This is a genomic window from Phyllobacterium zundukense (assembly GCF_025452195.1).
Taxonomy (GTDB): Bacteria; Pseudomonadota; Alphaproteobacteria; order Rhizobiales; family Rhizobiaceae; genus Phyllobacterium; species Phyllobacterium zundukense_A.
Genome location: NZ_CP104973.1, coordinates 2,514,931 through 2,531,754 on the forward strand (window position 1 = coordinate 2,514,931; position 16,824 = coordinate 2,531,754).

Annotated in this window: 14 protein-coding genes and 1 riboswitch; of the genes, 7 read left to right on the forward strand and 7 right to left on the reverse strand. The window is 55.6% G+C overall.

The features are described from left to right. The first annotated feature begins 131 nt into the window (after nt 1-131). Both N8E88_RS24715 and N8E88_RS24720 read left to right on the forward strand, forming a co-directional pair. Nucleotides 132-1,079 (forward strand): fatty acid desaturase, encoded by a 948-nt coding sequence (locus N8E88_RS24715; protein ID WP_262292896.1) that lies wholly within the window; start codon nt 132-134, stop codon nt 1,077-1,079. Nucleotides 1,080-1,088: 9 nt separating this feature from the next. Beyond that, nucleotides 1,089-1,856 (forward strand): phosphate/phosphite/phosphonate ABC transporter substrate-binding protein, encoded by a 768-nt coding sequence (locus N8E88_RS24720; protein ID WP_262292897.1) that lies wholly within the window; start codon nt 1,089-1,091, stop codon nt 1,854-1,856. On the opposite strand, the gene N8E88_RS24725 is transcribed toward N8E88_RS24720, so the two are convergent. From N8E88_RS24725 to N8E88_RS24755, 7 genes are all read right to left on the reverse strand, one after another. Further along, a complete protein-coding gene (locus N8E88_RS24725; RefSeq protein WP_262292898.1) occupies nt 1,833-4,409 on the reverse strand; it encodes a GcvT family protein in 2,577 nt (858 codons plus the stop codon). The genes N8E88_RS24720 and N8E88_RS24725 overlap by 24 nt on opposite strands. A gap of 59 nt (nt 4,410-4,468) precedes the next feature. Next, on the reverse strand, nt 4,469-6,049 hold the full coding sequence (locus N8E88_RS24730; RefSeq protein ID WP_262292899.1) for a trimethylamine methyltransferase family protein: 1,581 nt from the start codon (nt 6,047-6,049) through the stop codon (nt 4,469-4,471). Nucleotides 6,050-6,165: 116 nt separating this feature from the next. Further along, nucleotides 6,166-7,239 carry a quaternary amine ABC transporter ATP-binding protein gene (locus tag N8E88_RS24735; RefSeq protein ID WP_262291831.1) on the reverse strand — a complete coding sequence of 358 codons (1,074 nt, stop codon included), beginning with the start codon at nt 7,237-7,239 and terminating at the stop codon, nt 6,166-6,168. Next, a complete protein-coding gene (locus N8E88_RS24740; protein WP_183635539.1) occupies nt 7,232-8,119 on the reverse strand; it encodes an ABC transporter permease in 888 nt (295 codons plus the stop codon). Before N8E88_RS24740 ends, N8E88_RS24735 begins: the two co-directional genes overlap by 8 nt. A gap of 129 nt (nt 8,120-8,248) precedes the next feature. Next, complete coding sequence (locus N8E88_RS24745) at nt 8,249-9,250, reverse strand: ABC transporter substrate-binding protein (RefSeq protein WP_114428730.1); 1,002 nt, start codon at nt 9,248-9,250, stop codon at nt 8,249-8,251. A 957-nt stretch (nt 9,251-10,207) separates the two neighbouring features. Then, on the reverse strand, nt 10,208-11,098 hold the full coding sequence (gene mmsB, locus N8E88_RS24750; protein WP_262292900.1) for a 3-hydroxyisobutyrate dehydrogenase: 891 nt from the start codon (nt 11,096-11,098) through the stop codon (nt 10,208-10,210). Between the two features lie 30 nt (nt 11,099-11,128). Further along, nucleotides 11,129-12,295: an isobutyryl-CoA dehydrogenase gene (locus tag N8E88_RS24755; RefSeq protein WP_262292901.1), complete on the reverse strand. Its 1,167-nt coding sequence runs from the start codon at nt 12,293-12,295 to the stop codon at nt 11,129-11,131. Between the two features lie 107 nt (nt 12,296-12,402). Between N8E88_RS24755 and N8E88_RS24760 the strand changes: the two genes are divergently transcribed. From N8E88_RS24760 to cobW, 5 genes are all read left to right on the forward strand, one after another. Next, nucleotides 12,403-13,863 carry a cobyric acid synthase gene (locus N8E88_RS24760; RefSeq protein WP_262292902.1) on the forward strand — a complete coding sequence of 487 codons (1,461 nt, stop codon included), beginning with the start codon at nt 12,403-12,405 and terminating at the stop codon, nt 13,861-13,863. Between the two features lie 58 nt (nt 13,864-13,921). Then, nucleotides 13,922-14,158, forward strand: a riboswitch (cobalamin riboswitch). 48 nt (nt 14,159-14,206) lie between these two features. Further along, nucleotides 14,207-14,386: a CbtB domain-containing protein gene (locus tag N8E88_RS24765; protein WP_106710117.1), complete on the forward strand. Its 180-nt coding sequence runs from the start codon at nt 14,207-14,209 to the stop codon at nt 14,384-14,386. 125 nt (nt 14,387-14,511) lie between these two features. Continuing rightward, nucleotides 14,512-15,237 (forward strand): CbtA family protein, encoded by a 726-nt coding sequence (locus N8E88_RS24770; RefSeq protein ID WP_262292903.1) that lies wholly within the window; start codon nt 14,512-14,514, stop codon nt 15,235-15,237. Further along, nucleotides 15,237-15,761, forward strand: coding sequence for a bifunctional adenosylcobinamide kinase/adenosylcobinamide-phosphate guanylyltransferase (gene cobU, locus N8E88_RS24775; RefSeq protein WP_262292904.1), 525 nt, complete (start codon nt 15,237-15,239; stop codon nt 15,759-15,761). Before N8E88_RS24770 ends, cobU begins: the two co-directional genes overlap by 1 nt. 4 nt (nt 15,762-15,765) lie before the next feature. Then, nucleotides 15,766-16,818 carry a cobalamin biosynthesis protein CobW gene (gene cobW, locus N8E88_RS24780; RefSeq protein WP_262292905.1) on the forward strand — a complete coding sequence of 351 codons (1,053 nt, stop codon included), beginning with the start codon at nt 15,766-15,768 and terminating at the stop codon, nt 16,816-16,818. The last annotated feature ends 6 nt before the right edge of the window (nt 16,819-16,824 follow it).

Below are 16,824 nucleotides of genomic sequence, written 5' to 3' on the forward strand. Positions count from 1 at the left end.
TCGCGTTGCTGACAGCTCCTGACAATGAGACCATGAAAAACATGGAATCAGAACGACATAACAAAATACCCTCTTCACAATCCCAGCATTCGCGCAAGCGCACCGGCATTGAATGGCCAACGATTGGCTTGATGACAGCCTGCTACGGGCTCTGGTTTTTCTCCGGCTTTTACGTCTACGACACTATGCCGTTGGCTGCTCTGGCAGCGATGGCAATTTCGGTCGCGTTGCATTCTTCCCTACAACATGAAGTTCTGCACGGCCATCCAACGCGCAGTGGCCTTGTCAACGAAATCCTGATTTCGTTGCCGATTGGTCTCGTTTTCCCTTACCGGCGGTACAAGCATCTTCATCTCAAGCACCATGCGGATGAGCGGCTGACAGATCCCTATGATGATCCCGAAAGTTACTACCGGGCCATGGGCGACTGGGAAAAATTGCCGGCATTCGTCAAATCACTCCTCAACTGGAACAACACGCTGAGTGGCCGGATTATTATTGGCCCAATTCTGATGGCGATTGGCTTTGTCATCGCTGAGGTGAAACTGGTTGCTGGAGGCGACAGGAAGACGCGCACCGCCTGGCTTTTGCATGGCGCCGGACTTGTTCCAATGCTCGGCCTGGTATGGCTGGTCTTCGGAATTCCGCTTTGGATTTATGCGCTGACGGCTGTTTATTGGGGTCTGTCAATCATCTCGATCCGCAGCTACTGCGAACACCAATGGTCGGAGCGCCCGGATGGGCGGACGATTATCGTGGAGAAATCGCCTCTCGCTCTCATATTCCTTAATAACAACCTGCATTTTGTGCACCATAAACGGCCAACTGCGCCTTGGTATGATCTGCCGGAGCTCTATCGCGAACAGCGCGAGGAATGGCAGCGCATGAATGGTGGTTATGTCTTCCGCAATTATTTCGAAATTTTGCGTGCATATGCATTCCGCAAAAAACAGGAAGTCGTTCACCCCGTTCTTCGTCGTGAGCCGGCTCCAGGGCGGGCCTTCCGGCCACGCCGCCATGGCATCAGTCTGCAGGGCGGCTCAACAATGCCTATTCCCGCCGAGCCGCCGAAAGAGTAAACAAACTGCATGACACTTGTGGCGGCTTTGCCGATGTATGACTGGCCGGAACGGCGCGCTGACATTGATGCGCAGTGGGTTGTGTTGCGCGATACCCTGCGTTCAAATGGATTTGACGCGCCGGATTTTCTGGCGCGCCGCAATGCTGATCTGCCGGCGGTTCCTGGCGGCATCAAAGATAAGACTGGCAATGTCATCGCGCCAGATCCAGCCGTACTTCCACCCGACGAGTTAGATCGGCAGGCGCTGTGGTGTCATCCAGGTTTACTCTTTGCCCAAGCCTGCTGGGGCCCGTTGGAATTGGGTCTTCAAGCCTATGTCCATGTTCTCGGGCAGGATGACTACTCTGGCGTTGATGGTGGCAATGGTGAACTTTACTCAAGCGCACTGGTTATGCGGCGAGGCGAGGGGACGCCTATCAAGGCGCCAGTCGGCGGAGAGGCCAGCCTGCCTGTGGAAGTAATGCGGCGGAAACGGCTCGCGTTCAATAGTCATGACTCCATGTCCGGCTATCTCGCTCTTCAGCGGGACCTCGAAGCCCAGGGAGAGACGCTGGATCTGTTTATCAGCCGTACGGAGACTGGCGGGCATCGCCATTCCGTTGACGCTGTTGCGGCTGGCCGGGCAGATATCGCTGCTATCGATTGCAAATCCTGGGAACTGGCGCAGCGCTACGATGAAGCAGCCAGCGCCTTGGTGGTCGTCGGCTGGACGGGCAAGCGCAAAGGCTTGCCCTACATTTCGGCCTTTGAGTTACCCGCGCATCTTTTCGCCTGACGGATCAAACGGCGGCTCCAGGTTTATCCGGGCGGCGCGGCGAACGCCGAGAATTTCCACCTCGAACAGGCCCTGCTTTTCACTTTTGGCGAGTTCTGCCGGCACGTAGCCTTGAGCCATTGACTGGCCGACATAATGAGCATAGCCGCCGGACGTGACCCAGCCAACAACGCGCCATTCGCCTTGCACAGCTCCCTTGTCGCCCTCATGGGAAACCACCGCCCCTGTTGCGTCAAAGCGCGGAGCGCCGACACCATGACCTGCCTGAACCGTCCCGTAATCCTTCGAGGTTTTGGCCCAGATCGGCTCGTCGCCCATCACATCGGCCGCATCCTCGCCATGCGGCATGTCAATCAGGAAGGAGACGCGGCGCAGCTTCGTGCTCGTTCCGGCATCAAACTCGGCCTTCTCCTTAGCTGCCGATTCCCGGCCGATAAAGTCATTCTTCGAAAGCTTGATGAAGCGGTCCATTGAGCCTTCATACGGGCCGTAGATCGGGCGCAGTTCGCGGAACCATGTGGGAAAATTTTTCTCCAGCCGCATGGCGAGCAATGCGCGCATGCCAAAATCCACAATGTTGTATTCGGCGCCCGCCTCCTTGATCGCCTGGTAGACGAGGCGCTGGTAAGCAGGCTCCATCCAGATCTCATAGCCGAGATCGCCTGTATAGGAGATGCGATTGACCTTGCACGGCGCGCCGCCAACAGCGATCTCGCGGAAGTCCATGAAGCGGAAAGCAGCATTGGAAACGTCTTCATCAACAAGCTTGGTAAGTAGATCGCGTGCTCCGGGACCGGCAATCGCCAGTCCCACCAGCGTTTGATCGAAGCGATGGATTTTCACCGAACCATCCTTCGGTTGCTGCTTCTGGAACCAGCGCATGTGATAGCGCTGTGCTGCGGACGATCCCCAAATCAGGAACCGCTCGTCCGCGGCCTTGGCGATAGTGAAATCGCCGATCAGCTTGCCTTTCTCGTTCAGCATGGGCGTAAGGACTAGGCGCCCGATCTTTGGCATTGTGTTGGTCATCAGGCGCGACAGGAAGTCCTCGGCACCAGCACCGGTCACTTCATACTTGGCGAAGTTGGCGATTTCCGTGACGCCGACGTTTTCACGCGTTGCCCGAACCTCATTGCCGACATGCTCGAAGTCGTTCGAGCGATGATAGGAGACGATATCGTGGGCATCCGTGCCCTTGGGCGCGAACCAGAGCGGAGTTTCAAGACCCCAGGAATCGCCCATCACGGCATTCTGGGCGACCATCGTGTCGTAGAGGGGCGTCGTCTGCTGAGGACGCGCAGCGGGCAGCTCTTCGTTGGGGAAGCGGATGGAAAAGCGGCGCGAATAGTTTTCGCGAACCTTGGCGTTGGTATAGCGCAAGGTTGCCCACTCACCGAAGCGGGCGACGTCCATGCCCCATACATCGAATCCGGGTTCGCCATGCACCATCCAGTTGGAGAGGGCGAGGCCAACGCCGCCGCCTTGGCTGAAACCAGCCATGACGGCGCAGGCCGTCCAGTAATTGGTGAGGCCAGGAACCGGTCCGACAAGCGGGTTGCCGTCCGGCGCAAACGTAAAGGGGCCATTGATGATCTGCTTGATGCCGGCCTTCTCGATGCCCGGAAAATGCTTGAAACCCACTTCGAGGGAAGGGGCGATGCGGTCAATGTCCGGTGCCAGCAGTTCGTGGCCGAAATCCCATGGCGTGTTGACTGGCGACCACGGCTTCGCCGCCTTTTCATAGGTGCCGAGCAGGATTCCGTTGCGCTCTTGGCGGGTATATATCTCGCCCTTGAAATCCATGACGCCGATGAGTTCGCGCCCGGTGGTTTTGTTGAACTCCATGACTTCGGGCACGTCCTCTGTGAGGAGATACATGTGCTCCATGGCAAGGACTGGCAGTTCCAGACCGACCATGCGGCCGACTTCACGGGCCCACAGACCGCCGCAATTGACGACATGTTCGGCCTTTACCGTGCCTTGTTCCGTGACAACATTCCAGGTCCCATCCGTTTCCTGTGTCAGTTCAACGACGCGGTTACGCAAGCTTATTTCCGCGCCAAGCTTGCGCGCTGCCTTGGCATAGGCGTGGGTCGTGCCGGATGGGTCGAGGTGACCTTCGACTGGGTCCCACATGGCGCCGACGAAGTTGGTCTCGTCCATCAGCGGGAACATCGCTTTGGCTTCCGAGGGTGTGATCAGTTCAGTATCCATGCCGAGATAGCGGCCACGTGCGTGCGCCAATCGTAGAAAATCCATACGCTCCGGCGAGTCGGCCATCATGACGCCGCCGGTCAGATGCAGGCCGCATGACTGTTCGGAAAGCTCCTCGATCTCTTTGTAAAGGCTGACCGTATAGGCTTGGAGTTTGGCCACGTTCGGATCGCCGTTGAGGGTATGAAAGCCGCCGGCAGCGTGCCAGGATGAGCCTGATGTCAGTTCAGAGCGCTCGATCAGCAGGACGTCGGTCCATCCAGCACGCGCCAGGTGATAGAGCACAGAGCATCCAACGACACCGCCTCCTATGACAACTGCTTTAACGTGCGATTTCATATTCTTATGCCTCGTACATGGAAATTTGATTCAACGTCTTGAGAGTCTGACTCAACCGATCAGAAATCAGTGGGAGCACCACCCTCGGCCTTGCGCTTTGCAACGAAGGCATTGATTTCTTCTTCAATAGCCGGATTGATCGCCGGCTTCTCATAGATGGCGAGGCGTTCTTTCCAGATGCGGTTGGCCCGCTCGATCGCCGTTGGTGAACCGGCTTCTTGCCAGCTCTCGTAGTTACGCCAGTCTGAAATGATGGGTGCATAAAAGGCAGTCTTGTAGCGGGATTGGGTGTGGGCAGTGCCAAAGAAGTGGCCGCCCGGGCCGACATCGCGCATAGCGTCGAGACCCAGCGCATCCTCAGACAAATCAAGCGGTGTCAGGAATTCTGCGACCATCTGCAAGAGATCGAAATCGAGGATCATCTTTTCATAAGAACAGCAAAGCCCACCTTCCAGCCAGCCCGCGGAATGCAGCATGAAATTGCCGCCACCCTGGATCGCGCCCCAAAGCGAGAACACCGATTCATAGGCAGCCTGGGCATCCACCGTGTTAGCTGCACACACATTGGACGTGCGATAGGGAATGCCGTAGCGCCGGGCAAGCTGACCGCCGACCATCTGGGCCTTCATATATTCCGGCGTGCCAAAGGCGGGGGCACCCGATTTCATGTCGACATTGGAAGTGAATCCGCCGTATCCGACGGGAGCGCCCTTCTTGACCATCTGCGTGAAGGAAATACCGGCCAACGCTTCGGCATTCTGTTGGACCAGCGCACCTGCGATGGTAACGGGGGCCATCGCGCCCGCAAGAGTGAAGGGCGTGACAATGACGATTTGGCCATTGCCCGACATCTGAATGATGCCTTCCATCATCGGGATATCGAGCTTCAAAGGCGAATTGGTGTTGATGATCGTATAGCAAGATGCCTCGTTCTGCAGCTGCTCGTGACTGATACCACGAGCGAGCCGCGCGATTTCAATACCGTCTTGATTGCGTTCCTTGCCGAGAGAATAGATGTGAAACGGCTTGTCGGTGAGCGTTGCCAGATCCCGAATACATTCGAGGTGACGCACCGAAGGATGGATATCGATCGGTTCTACAGGATATCCCCCGGTTGCATTGATGATATTGTGCATCTGGGCCAGTTTCAGGAAATTGCGGAAATCCGCCTGATTGCCCGAGCGCCTGCCATTGTCGGTGTCGGAGCAATTCGGCGCCGATCCCATTTGGGCAAAGATCAGATTATTGCCGCCAAAACGCACATTATGTGCGGGGTTGCGAGCATGCAGCGTGAACTCGGATGGCGCGTGGCTGACATACTCAAGGATCATTTCCTTGTCGAAATGAACGCGCATTGTGCCAGGAGTGACGTCCGCGCCGGCCTGCTTCATGATTTCGCGTGCACCGTCGTGCAGCACGTCCACGCCAATCTCCTGGAGCACTTTAAGCGATGCATCGTGGATCGATTCAAGTTCATCGTCGGAAACGATCTTTGTCGGTGCAAACGGGATTTTGAGCTGCCGGAACGGGGGCTGATCAAAAGCACCGCTTTCAACGCTGCGTGGCCGCGCCCGCCCGCCACGTCTGCCATGGTCCCGAGCCGATGCGTTTGCGTCGATCTCAACTGCAGGTTCAGTCATTGCTCATGCCCTCATTCGCACCTGTCACAGGCGATGGTCCACTATCGCCAGAGCACGGCGCAGGGTGCGCGGCGTGAGCGACGCCGAGCGCAAGGGAAGCGACACCGACGCGTTGACTATTCCGCTGCAGCTTTCGATGTCAGATGGCTGATCGGTGTGACCATCGCTTGAATCAAATTATTCATGCTGATGACCCCAGTGGGTTTCCCGTTATCATCAATAACAGTTGCGTATTGCTGGTTGGCGTCGGTCATCGTCTTGGCAGCTTCTTCAAGAATCGTACCGGTTTTGACTGTCACACCGCCCGTTGCCGACGGCGCACCGGATTGCGTGGCAATCGTGTCGACCATGATGACGCGGCCGCGATTGACCTCTTTTACGAAGCTCGAAATATACTCGTCTGCAGGTTTTAGAACGATATCTTGCCCGGTTCCCTGTTGAACAACTTCACCGTCACGGAGGATTGCGATGCGATCACCCAGTCGCAAGGCCTCATCGAGATCGTGGGTGATGAAAACGACCGTTTTCCTGATTTCCTTCTGCAGATCGAGAAGAACCGATTGCATATCCATTCGAATAAGCGGGTCGAGCGCCGAGAAAGCTTCGTCCATCAGCAGGATGGGCGCATCGTTGGTCAGGGCGCGAGCGAGACCGACACGTTGCTGCATGCCACCGGACAGCTGGTTAGGATAATGATCCTCAAAGCCTTTGAGTCCCACCCGGCCAATCCAACGCCTTGCCTGCTCCTCCTGCTTTTCCCGCGACAGGCCCTGTATCTCAAGGCCATAGACGGTGTTATCCAGCACTGTGCGATGAGGCAGCAAAGCAAATTTCTGGAAAACCATTGCCGTCTTGTGGCGCCGGAACTGACGCAGATCGTTCTGGTTCATCTTGCATACATCGGCGCCATCGATGATGACTTCACCTGCCGTTGGATCGATCAGGCGATTGATGTGGCGGATCAATGTGGACTTTCCTGAACCGGAGAGCCCCATAACAACTTGGATGCAACCGGCCGGCATATCGATGTTGATGTCCCGCAAGCCAAGAACGTGTCCATGCTCTTCGTTGAGTTCGGTCTTCGACATGCCTTTCTTAACAGCCTCTACATAGGTTTGCGGTCTCTGGCCGAAAATCTTGTAGAGATTCTTGATCTTGATTCCTGCTCCCTGAACCGAACGATCAGCCATGGACAACCTCCTGGTGCTTTTGTAGACGCTTGCCATAGGCCTGACTAACGCGGTCAAAGATGATGGCTATGCCAACAATGGCAAGGCCGTTGAAAAGTCCGAGCGAGAAGAATTGACCGTTGACCGAACGCAACACAGGCTGTCCAAGTCCCTGGACGCCGATCATGGATGCGATAACCACCATGGCGAGAGCCATCATGATTGTCTGGTTGATGCCAGCCATGATTGTCGGCAGAGCGAGGGGTATCTGGACGTTCCTCAATCGCTGCCAACTTGATGAACCGAATGCATCGGCTGCCTCCAGTACATCCTTGTCGACGAGCCTGATACCAAGATTGGTCAGCCGAATCATCGGCGGAATAGCGTAGATCACAACGGCGATAAGGCCCGGGACCTTGCCGATGCCGAGCAACATCACAACCGGAATCAAATAGACGAAGCTCGGCATTGTCTGCATGACGTCAAGGATGGGATTGACCATGCGCTGGAAACCATCAGAACGCGCCATGACGATGCCAATCGGGATACCGACGACGATGGAAACGACCGTGCCGACGAAAATCATGGCAATGGTCTTCATCGCATCACTCCACATATCGAAATAGCCGATCAGGAGAAGGGTCAGGATGGTGCCGCCTACGATCTTCCAGTTGCGGCTGGCAATCCAGGCAATGCCGCCAATGAGAACGATCATGACCGGCCACGGCGTCGTCGTCATAAAACGTTCTGCCTGAATAAGGAAATACTGCAGGGGTTGAAAAAACGACTCGATGACATCGCCGTACTGACGGGTGAACGCCTTGAAACCCTCGTCCATCGCCTTTTTCAAGTTGCGCAGCGTGTCGTCATTCATATTGGGAAATCTGTAAAACCATTCCATTTGTCTGTGCCCCTTCTATAGCCACCCCCAAGCGCTACGCTTTCTGAATGGCTGAAGTGGTTGAACGCTATGACGTTCAACCTATCAAGAGTAGGATACGGCGAAGCCCTGCTTCGCCGTATCTGACAATCATTGTATGGCTGCCTTGATTTTCTCCGCGGCTTCCGGCGAGACCCACTTTGTCCAAACAGCCTCATTGTTCTTGAGGTAATATTTGGCGCCATCATCACCCGTAGCTTGGTTGTCGACCATCCAGGCTAGCAGCTTGTTGAATTCCTCAGTCGAAAGCTGCCGCTTTTTCAGATAGTCGAAGGCGGGGCCAGCAGCGTCGGAAAATTTCTTCGTGACAACAGTGTAGATATCAGACTTCGCCCATCCGTTAGGCTTTGGATCGGGGCAATCGGCAACGACAGTGCAGCGTTTCCATTCGGCTTCGTCAAATGGTACGCCATTGTCGAGCTTAACCATGGGATACTTACCAAGGATTGCGGTGGGCCCCCAATAATATCCGAGCCAAGGCTCTTTGCGCTCGTAAGCCTTGGCTATTGAGCCATCAAGACCCGCTGCAGAACCTGTGTCGACAAGCATGAAGCCGTTCTTGTCGCCGCCATAGGCCTTGTAGAAGTTGGTGGTCGTGATCTGGCAAGCCCAACCCGAGGGGCAATTATAAACTGCGCCCTTCTTGGGGTCTTCCGGAGCGGGGAACAATTCCGGGTGCTTCATCGCGTCCGCAATCGTCTTAATCTCCGGGTGCGCATCAGCAAAATATTTAGGTATCCACCAGCTTTCCGTCCCGCCTTCGGTAATGGCAGGCGCTGCCAGCACCAGCCTTTCTTCCTTGACAGCCTTCTCAATGAGGTCACGGACAGTGTTGAGCCAGCCCTCCGGCGCTATGTCCGGCTGACCCTTTTCTAACATTGACGTGAAAGTTGGAACCGTGTCGCCAGCGACCAGTTCGGCGTCGCAGCCATAACCTTCTGATAGTATGATCTTGTCTAGGTTGGCCAAAGCTTCGGCGGAGGGCCAGTTCATATTGGCGATTGTTACAGTGCCGCATTCTGCAGCCGATGCCGATCCAGCGTAGCCGAAAAGACCAGCGGCGAGTATAGTTGAAGCGAGTAGCTTCTTCATGTGCTTTATCTCCCACTCTTTGACAGTTCACCCGAATACGAATTCTAACTTGGTACTGTCCTACCCAGTTGTTCGCTTATGTGCCATTTGGCATCCTTATCCCGGCAGAATGCAATGCTTTCTTTGAATAAATGCGGTGCATCGCGACAAGGCCTGTCGATATAACGACGCCGGGACAATGAATGCGAACCAAGGCACAATGTTCATCCACGCATCGTAACAAACCAATCGATGAAAGATCAACGTCTTAGACAATTTCCTTTATCGATTCATTTGAAAGGGCCATGCCCTGCCGCGTGGTGAGGTGTGGCGTCAATTGTGTTGACGCTTTTCTGTTCGCGCCACGCTATTGTTTGGTCGCAAAGTGCCACAATCTAGACAGGCAGGCGATTTGCGCATGCCTGCCATGCGAATTTGCGAGGGTGAATGCAGAAAATGCGACACCCCATGGCGAATTTTCCTGATCAAATTTCAGGCAAGTAGCGCATTTGAGAGGCAACAATAGTTTTCTCTTCGAGGTGCAGGAATGCTCTATATTTTTAACCGCAATAACCGCGTCCATATTTCGTGGAATGCCACTGAAAAGCGCAACGCACCATCGAACAATGCGAAGAGCGGCGTAGCGTCGGCTCTTTCGTTCATATGGACGCGTTCGGCGGGCTGATATACCAAGGTGATTTATGCAGAACCGCTGCCTCAGGTGGCGGTTCTTCTTTGCATTTCGGAACCGGAGCATTTAAAAAACCGCCCTGTCCCAGAGTGGAGCAGTGCGGTCTTTTTATACTCGATATAGTCCGAAGAAGCAGCAACTCCGGTACGCAGTACCTGATCCGGAGCAGGTGAGCAGGGTCTTGGTCTGCTTACCTGTAAAGGTTTAACCGGACATGGTTACCGCGAGGTTAGCGAGTGCTTAAGCAAATCTAAATTTGGAAGTTTTCCGGGCTTTGCTCTGTGTTTTCAGTTATCGCGGTTGGATTCGCGCAAGAAATTTACAATTCCTGAAAAATCAGAACCCTCATTGCCAGCCGAATTGAACGCCGCATAGAGCGACTCGGCATGGGCGCCAAGCGGCGTCGCTGCTCCTACGCTCGCGGCGGCTTCCTGCGACAGCTTGAGGTCTTTCAACATCAATGCAGCGGCAAATCCCGGCTTATAGCCATTATTCGCTGGAGACGTGGCAACCGGGCCGGGCACCGGACAGTATGTGGTCAGCGACCAACATTGCCCGGATGAAGTTGAGGCTACATCAAATAATGCTTGATGCGAGAGGCCAAGTTTTTCCGCCAGCGTGAAGGCCTCGCTGACGCCGATCATCGAGATACCGAGGATCATGTTGTTGCAGATCTTTGCGGCTTGCCCGTTGCCTGCCTCTCCGCAATGCACGATACGGCCCGCCATGGGTTTAAGAATGGGTTCAGCTTTCGCAAACGCTTCAGCGCTGCCACCAACCATGAACGTCAGGGTACCGGCTGCTGCGCCGCCAATACCGCCAGAAACAGGTGCATCGACCGATTTCAGCCCATTCGCTTGCGCTATTTCGTGGGCCTTGCGCGCGGACTCAACGTCGATTGTGGAGGAGTCAATGAAAAGCGCGCCGGCCTTTGTTCCCTTGGCGACGGAATGATATACCGACAGCACGTGCTTTCCCGCCGGAAGCATCGTGATAACGACATCGGCGTCCACAACTGCCGCCTCGGCGCTGGCCATGATCGTCACGCCATGGCCCTTCGCCACGTTCAAATTCTCTGGCAAGAGGTCAAAACCGAGAACCGTATGGCCTGCCCTGACCAGATTGGCCGCCATTGGATTGCCCATATGGCCAAGACCGATAAAAGCGATTGTTGTCATCGCAGTGTTTCTCCCTGATGCAATGTGATTTCAGCGGTCCGTCATATGCCGTGCGATAATGACGCGCATGATTTCATTCGTTCCTTCGAGTATCTGGTGAACGCGCAGATCACGAACGATCTTCTCGATGCCATAGTCGTGCAGATAACCGTAACCACCATGGATCTGCAGCGCGTCGTTGGCGACATTGAAGCCAACATCCGTAACGAAGCGCTTGGCCATGGCTGACCATTTCGACGCATCATGCGCCTTGCGGTCCAGTTTCGAAGCGGCGGTATAAAGCAACATGCGGGCTGCCGACAGGTCCGTTTCCATGTCGGCAAGCTTGAACTGTAACGCCTGGAACTGGTTGATCGCCCTGCCAAAGGCCTTACGCTCGGAGGCATAGGCTACGGCTTTGTCCAGCGCCAACTGTGCGCCGCCGAGAGAGCAGGCCGCAATATTGAGACGTCCGCCATCAAGGCCGCCCATGGCAATTTTGAAGCCGTCGCCTTCCTCGCCAAGTCGGTTTGCCACCGGAACCCGGCAATTATCGAAGATGACCTGTCTCGTGGATTGAGCGTTCCACCCCATCTTGAACTCATTTGCGCCGAACGAAAGGCCGGGGGCGTCCTTCGGGATTACAAGCGCTGAAATGCCTTTCGGTCCGTCCTCGCCGGTCCGTACCATTGTCACGTAAACGTCGGAGTCGCCGGCACCTGAGATAAACTGCTTGGCACCGTTGAGCACGTACTCATCGCCGTCGCGCACCGCGCGTGTCTTCAGTGCTGCAGCATCGGAACCGGAATTGGGTTCGGTCAAGCAATAGCTGGCCAACCACTCCATGGACGTCAATTTCGGTACAAAGCGCAGACGTTGCTCCTCGTTGCCAAAGAGATCAATCATCCATGTTCCCATATTGTGGATGGATATAAACGCCGAGAATGCAGGGCAAGCCGCCGACAGGACTTCGAAAATCAGAACGGCATCGAGCCGCTTCAGCCCTGAACCGCCCACATCCTCGCGCACATAAATACCGCCCATACCAAGCGGACCGGTCTCGCGAATCACATCCGCCGGAAAATGCTTTTCGCGATCCCAGGAGAGGGCATTGGGTGCCACACGATTGGAGGCAAACGCACGGGCCATGTCCTGGATTGCCAGTTGATCCTCGTTGAGTTCGAACTGACCGGACGCCGAATCGACCAGTGTGTCCATGGCAACCTCCCTGTATTCTTGTTCCAGGCACTCTATCCCAAGCACGAGGGGGCGCAACATTTTGCGTGGGGCTAGGAAGAGAAAGACATATCCGCTACTCAAAGCCTATGACGTACGCAATCATGTTGCAGGGAACTGGCTCTGATGTTGGGAAATCGGTCCTCGTGGCCGGACTTTGCCGGCTGGCGCGCAATCGCGGGCTGAAGGTGCGCCCCTTCAAGCCGCAGAACATGTCCAACAATGCCGCGGTGAGCGACGATGGCGGTGAGATCGGCCGGGCGCAATGGCTGCAGGCACTGGCTTGCGGCGTGCCTTCATCGGTGCATATGAACCCGGTGCTTTTGAAACCACAATCGGAGACCGGCAGCCAGATCATCGTGCAGGGCAAGGTCTGGGGGCAGACCAAGGGCAGGGATTACCAGAAGTTCAAAGCGCAGCTCCTCGATGCGGTCATGGTGTCTTGGGATATCATGCGGGACGGTGCGGATCTGGTTATAATCGAGGGTGCGGGATCGCCTGCGGAAATCAATCTGCGCGCTGGCGACATCGCCAATATGGGCTTTGCAACCCGTGCCAAAGTGCCTGTCGTGCTGGTGGGCGATATCGATCGTGGCGGGGTGATTGCATCGATCGTCGGCACACACGCGATTCTTCAACCGGAGGATCGTGACATGATCATTGGCTATATCATCAACAAGTTTCGCGGCGATATTTCCTTGTTCGATGATGGACTCAAATCCATAACGCAATTTACTGGCTGGCCGTCATTCGGCGTCGTGCCATGGTTGAAGGATGCTTCGCGGTTACCCGCCGAGGATTCAGTCGTGCTGGAACGCCTGGTCAAAGGCGAGAGGCGGGCTTTGAAAATCGCCGTTCCTGTTCTCGACCGCATTGCCAATTTCGATGATTTCGATCCGCTGATGGCAGAACCGCAGGTGGATGTGGTCATGGTAAGAAGTGGCGAACGGCTGCCTGCAGATGCCGGACTTGTGATCATTCCCGGCTCCAAATCCACGATTGGCGATCTCTTGCGCTTCAAGGAGAATGGCTGGGACGGCGATCTTGAAATGCACCGGCGACGCGGGGGGCATATCATCGGCATATGCGGCGGATATCAAATGCTCGGTCGCACTGTCCGCGATCCCGATGGAATTGAAGGAAATGTCACGGAAGTAAAAGGTCTCGGTCACCTCGATATCGATACGGTAATGGAACCGGAGAAGACGGTGCGCAATGTAGACGCTCATTCGCTGCAGTTCGATTTGCCGTTGAAGGGCTACGAGATTCACCTTGGTAGAACAACGGGACCGGACTGCGAGCGACCAACAGTTCGTATCAATGGCACAGAGGATGGTGCCACCTCCAGGGACGGCAAAGTTTTTGGCAGCTATTTGCACGGGCTATTCGTAGACGATGGTTTCAGGGCGGCATTCTTACAATCCATGGGTATTGCTGCGGACGCGCTCGATTATCATGCCGGGGTAGACCAGGCTCTCGATTCCATAGCCAGCCAACTGTCTGACGTGCTGGATATCGACGCGCTGCTTCAGCTGAAATCACAGCCGTGACGCGGAAGACCCAGGTTGATGTCGTAGTTTTGTTTGACATTTCCGTCGCTTGATGAATAACGTCCACCCCATGATTGGTTCCCGATATCGGCCAAAGGCCAAGGGATCAAAAGGGAATGCGACGGCCGTACCCATCAGGGCGACCTAACCGCAGCCGACCCCGCGACTGTAGAGCGGTGAGGATCGATGTCAGCGCCAGAAGCGAAAGCTGATGGCAGCCACTGGGAGACCGGGAAGGCGGCATTGATCTTACGACCCGCGAGCCAGGAGACCTGCCAGTCATAGGGCAATAGTGCCCAAAACCGAAGGGGATTGTCCCTTCTGGCCCTGCACGGAGGTTGTTATGGCTGCTGCTCGTACTTCGACTACGATTTCTCTCCCGCTCGCATCGCGTCTGACCACGGCGGTGTTTTCGCTTATGCTCGGCGTGTTCATCATCTACGGTGTCGGTCTTTCGCATTCCGAAACGCTGCATGATACCGCGCACGACACCCGCCATTCATATGGATTTCCCTGCCATTGAGCTTTTCACTAGCTGAATAGACGATTCAGCTATCTGCTCTTACGCATTGAAAAATTACAATTTGTTTGGTCCGGGGCCTTTTTCAGGTACCCGGCGTCTCGCTTTAGGGATGGGGAGTGAATTCCATGTTGGTTAAATATCTTCTGGCTACCATCGTAGCCGGTCTGTTTGCCGGTATTCTTTTGACACCGGCGATGTATGTGCGGAATGTTCCGCTTATTCTGCATGCCGAGGAATATGAAAACGCCAGCGGTCATGAACATAGCCATGACGCTGCAGCGGCGGCGACTGAGGCTGCACCCGCTGCCGTAGCCCCGCACGAACATGAAGAAGAGGCAAGCCCTGCGCTTCCATTCGGCCGCTTTGGCAATACGCTGCTGATCAATCTCGTTGCCGGTGCTGGCTTTGCCCTCATCACAGGGGCTGCCGCACTTTTTCTGGGTCGCAGGATCACGTTGCAAAATGGTATTTATTGGGGTCTTGCAGGCTTCTTTATTTTCAATCTTGCGCCTGCATTCAGCCTTGCGCCGGAACTCCCGGCAATGCCTGCCGCCGATCTCGCCACAAGGCAAGCATGGTGGCTGATTACAGTTCTGCTGACGGCAGGCGGCGTTTATCTCATCGTGCTTCGCGACGAGATCTGGGCAAAGGTGCTGGGCATTGCGCTGATCGTGGCTCCGCATATTTACGGTGCGCCTGAAGTCGACGATCTCACCTCAAGCGTACCGCCGACTTTGGCTTCCGAATTTGCAGTGTCGACACTGGCAACCAACCTGTTCTTCTGGGTGGTGCTCGGAACAGCGCTTGGCTGGGCCATTCAGCATTATGCGCAATCGGAATTGGATGCGTGATGATAACGCTGGAGCGCGGGGTTACGTTTATACTTGGCGGCGCGCGCTCCGGTAAATCCTCCTTTGCCGAGGGGCTAATAGAAGCGTCCGGTTTGCATGCGGTCTATCTTGCCACCGGCAGGGCGTGGGACGACGAAATGTCGGAGCGCATCGGACAGCACAAGCAGCGGCGTGGTAGTTCCTGGACCACCATCGAGGAACCACTCGATCTGGTCGGTGTGCTGCAAAGCGAGTGCACCGGCAACCGCGCAGTTCTTATCGACTGCCTGACCTTGTGGCTCACCAATCTGATGATGTCTGAGAAAGATATCGAAACAGAAACAGCGCGGCTTGTTGCGGCGCTGCCAACATTTAAGGGTGCCACGGTGCTGGTCTCCAATGAGGTCGGTCTCGGCATCGTGCCGGAAAACCGCATGGCGCGCGACTTTCGCGACCATGCGGGCCGGCTTCATCAAGCCGTGGCGGCCGCTGCGGCTCAGGTCTATTTCGTCGCGGCAGGACTGCCGCTCAAAATGAAGGGATAACACCATGCAGGGTCAAAAGATTCCGGCTACCGTCATCACCGGCTTCCTCGGTTCGGGCAAGACGACGATGATCCGCAACCTCCTGGAAAATGCCAATGGCAAGCGCATCGCGCTCATCATCAATGAGTTCGGCGATCTTGGCGTCGATGGCAATCTGCTTAAAGGTTGCGGGATCGAGGCGTGCCGCGACGAGGATATGATTGAACTGAACAATGGCTGCATCTGCTGCACCGTCGCGGATGATTTCATTCCGACGATGACCAAACTCTTGGATCGGCCGGATCGCTTCGACCACATCGTCATCGAGACGTCGGGTCTTGCCTTGCCGCAACCGCTGGTCGCGGCCTTCAACTGGCCAGAGATCAAGACACAAGTGACCGTCGATGGTGTGGTTACCGTCATCGACGCCGCTGCGGTTTCCGAAGGTCGCTTTGCTGACGATCACGACAAGATCGATGCGCAGCGCCAACTAGATGAATCGCTTGATCACGAAAGTCCTCTTGAAGAGCTGTTCGAAGACCAGATACGTGCCGCTGATCTCATTGTGCTCAACAAATCCGATCTTATCAGCGATGCCGAACTGACGAGTGTTCGCAGCGATGTGCAGAGCCGATCCTCGCGCTCGCTCAACATGGTTTCAGCAAGCTACGGCAAGCTTAGCAATGAATTGCTGCTTGGACTGGGCGTCGGCACCGAGGAAGACATCGCCAATCGCCAGTCGCATCACGAGATGGAACATGCGGCAGGCGAAGCGCACGATCATGATGAGTTCGAGAGCTTCGTCGTCGGACTTGGTCCAGTGGCCGAGCCCAAATCATTTGTCGAAAAGCTCAAAGCAGTGATTGCCGATCACGATGTCCTGCGGCTCAAGGGCTTCGTCGATGTTCCCGGCAAGCCGATGCGTCTTGTGATTCAGGCCGTTGGCTCGCGCATCGAGCATTATTTCGACCGAAGCTGGAGCCCCGGCGAAGAGCGGCAAACGCGGCTCGTGGTGATCGGTTTGCACGATATCGACACAGCAGCCATTTCGACTGCAATGAACGCTGCGGCGGCTTGAACTTAG

Bases quoted from the DNA above. Each gene is read 5' to 3' on its own strand.
- N8E88_RS24715 (WP_262292896.1), top strand. From the start codon at position 132: ATGACAGCCTGCTACGGGCTCTGGTTTTTCTCCGGCTTTTACGTCTAC.
- N8E88_RS24720 (WP_262292897.1), top strand. From the start codon at position 1,089: ATGACACTTGTGGCGGCTTTGCCGATGTATGACTGGCCGGAACGGCGC.
- N8E88_RS24725 (WP_262292898.1), bottom strand. From the start codon at position 4,409: ATGAAATCGCACGTTAAAGCAGTTGTCATAGGAGGCGGTGTCGTTGGA.
- N8E88_RS24730 (WP_262292899.1), bottom strand. From the start codon at position 6,049: ATGACTGAACCTGCAGTTGAGATCGACGCAAACGCATCGGCTCGGGAC.
- N8E88_RS24735 (WP_262291831.1), bottom strand. From the start codon at position 7,239: ATGGCTGATCGTTCGGTTCAGGGAGCAGGAATCAAGATCAAGAATCTC.
- N8E88_RS24740 (WP_183635539.1), bottom strand. From the start codon at position 8,119: ATGGAATGGTTTTACAGATTTCCCAATATGAATGACGACACGCTGCGC.
- N8E88_RS24745 (WP_114428730.1), bottom strand. From the start codon at position 9,250: ATGAAGAAGCTACTCGCTTCAACTATACTCGCCGCTGGTCTTTTCGGC.
- mmsB (WP_262292900.1), bottom strand. From the start codon at position 11,098: ATGACAACAATCGCTTTTATCGGTCTTGGCCATATGGGCAATCCAATG.
- N8E88_RS24755 (WP_262292901.1), bottom strand. From the start codon at position 12,295: ATGGACACACTGGTCGATTCGGCGTCCGGTCAGTTCGAACTCAACGAG.
- N8E88_RS24760 (WP_262292902.1), top strand. From the start codon at position 12,403: ATGACGTACGCAATCATGTTGCAGGGAACTGGCTCTGATGTTGGGAAA.
- N8E88_RS24765 (WP_106710117.1), top strand. From the start codon at position 14,207: ATGGCTGCTGCTCGTACTTCGACTACGATTTCTCTCCCGCTCGCATCG.
- N8E88_RS24770 (WP_262292903.1), top strand. From the start codon at position 14,512: ATGTTGGTTAAATATCTTCTGGCTACCATCGTAGCCGGTCTGTTTGCC.
- cobU (WP_262292904.1), top strand. From the start codon at position 15,237: ATGATAACGCTGGAGCGCGGGGTTACGTTTATACTTGGCGGCGCGCGC.
- cobW (WP_262292905.1), top strand. From the start codon at position 15,766: ATGCAGGGTCAAAAGATTCCGGCTACCGTCATCACCGGCTTCCTCGGT.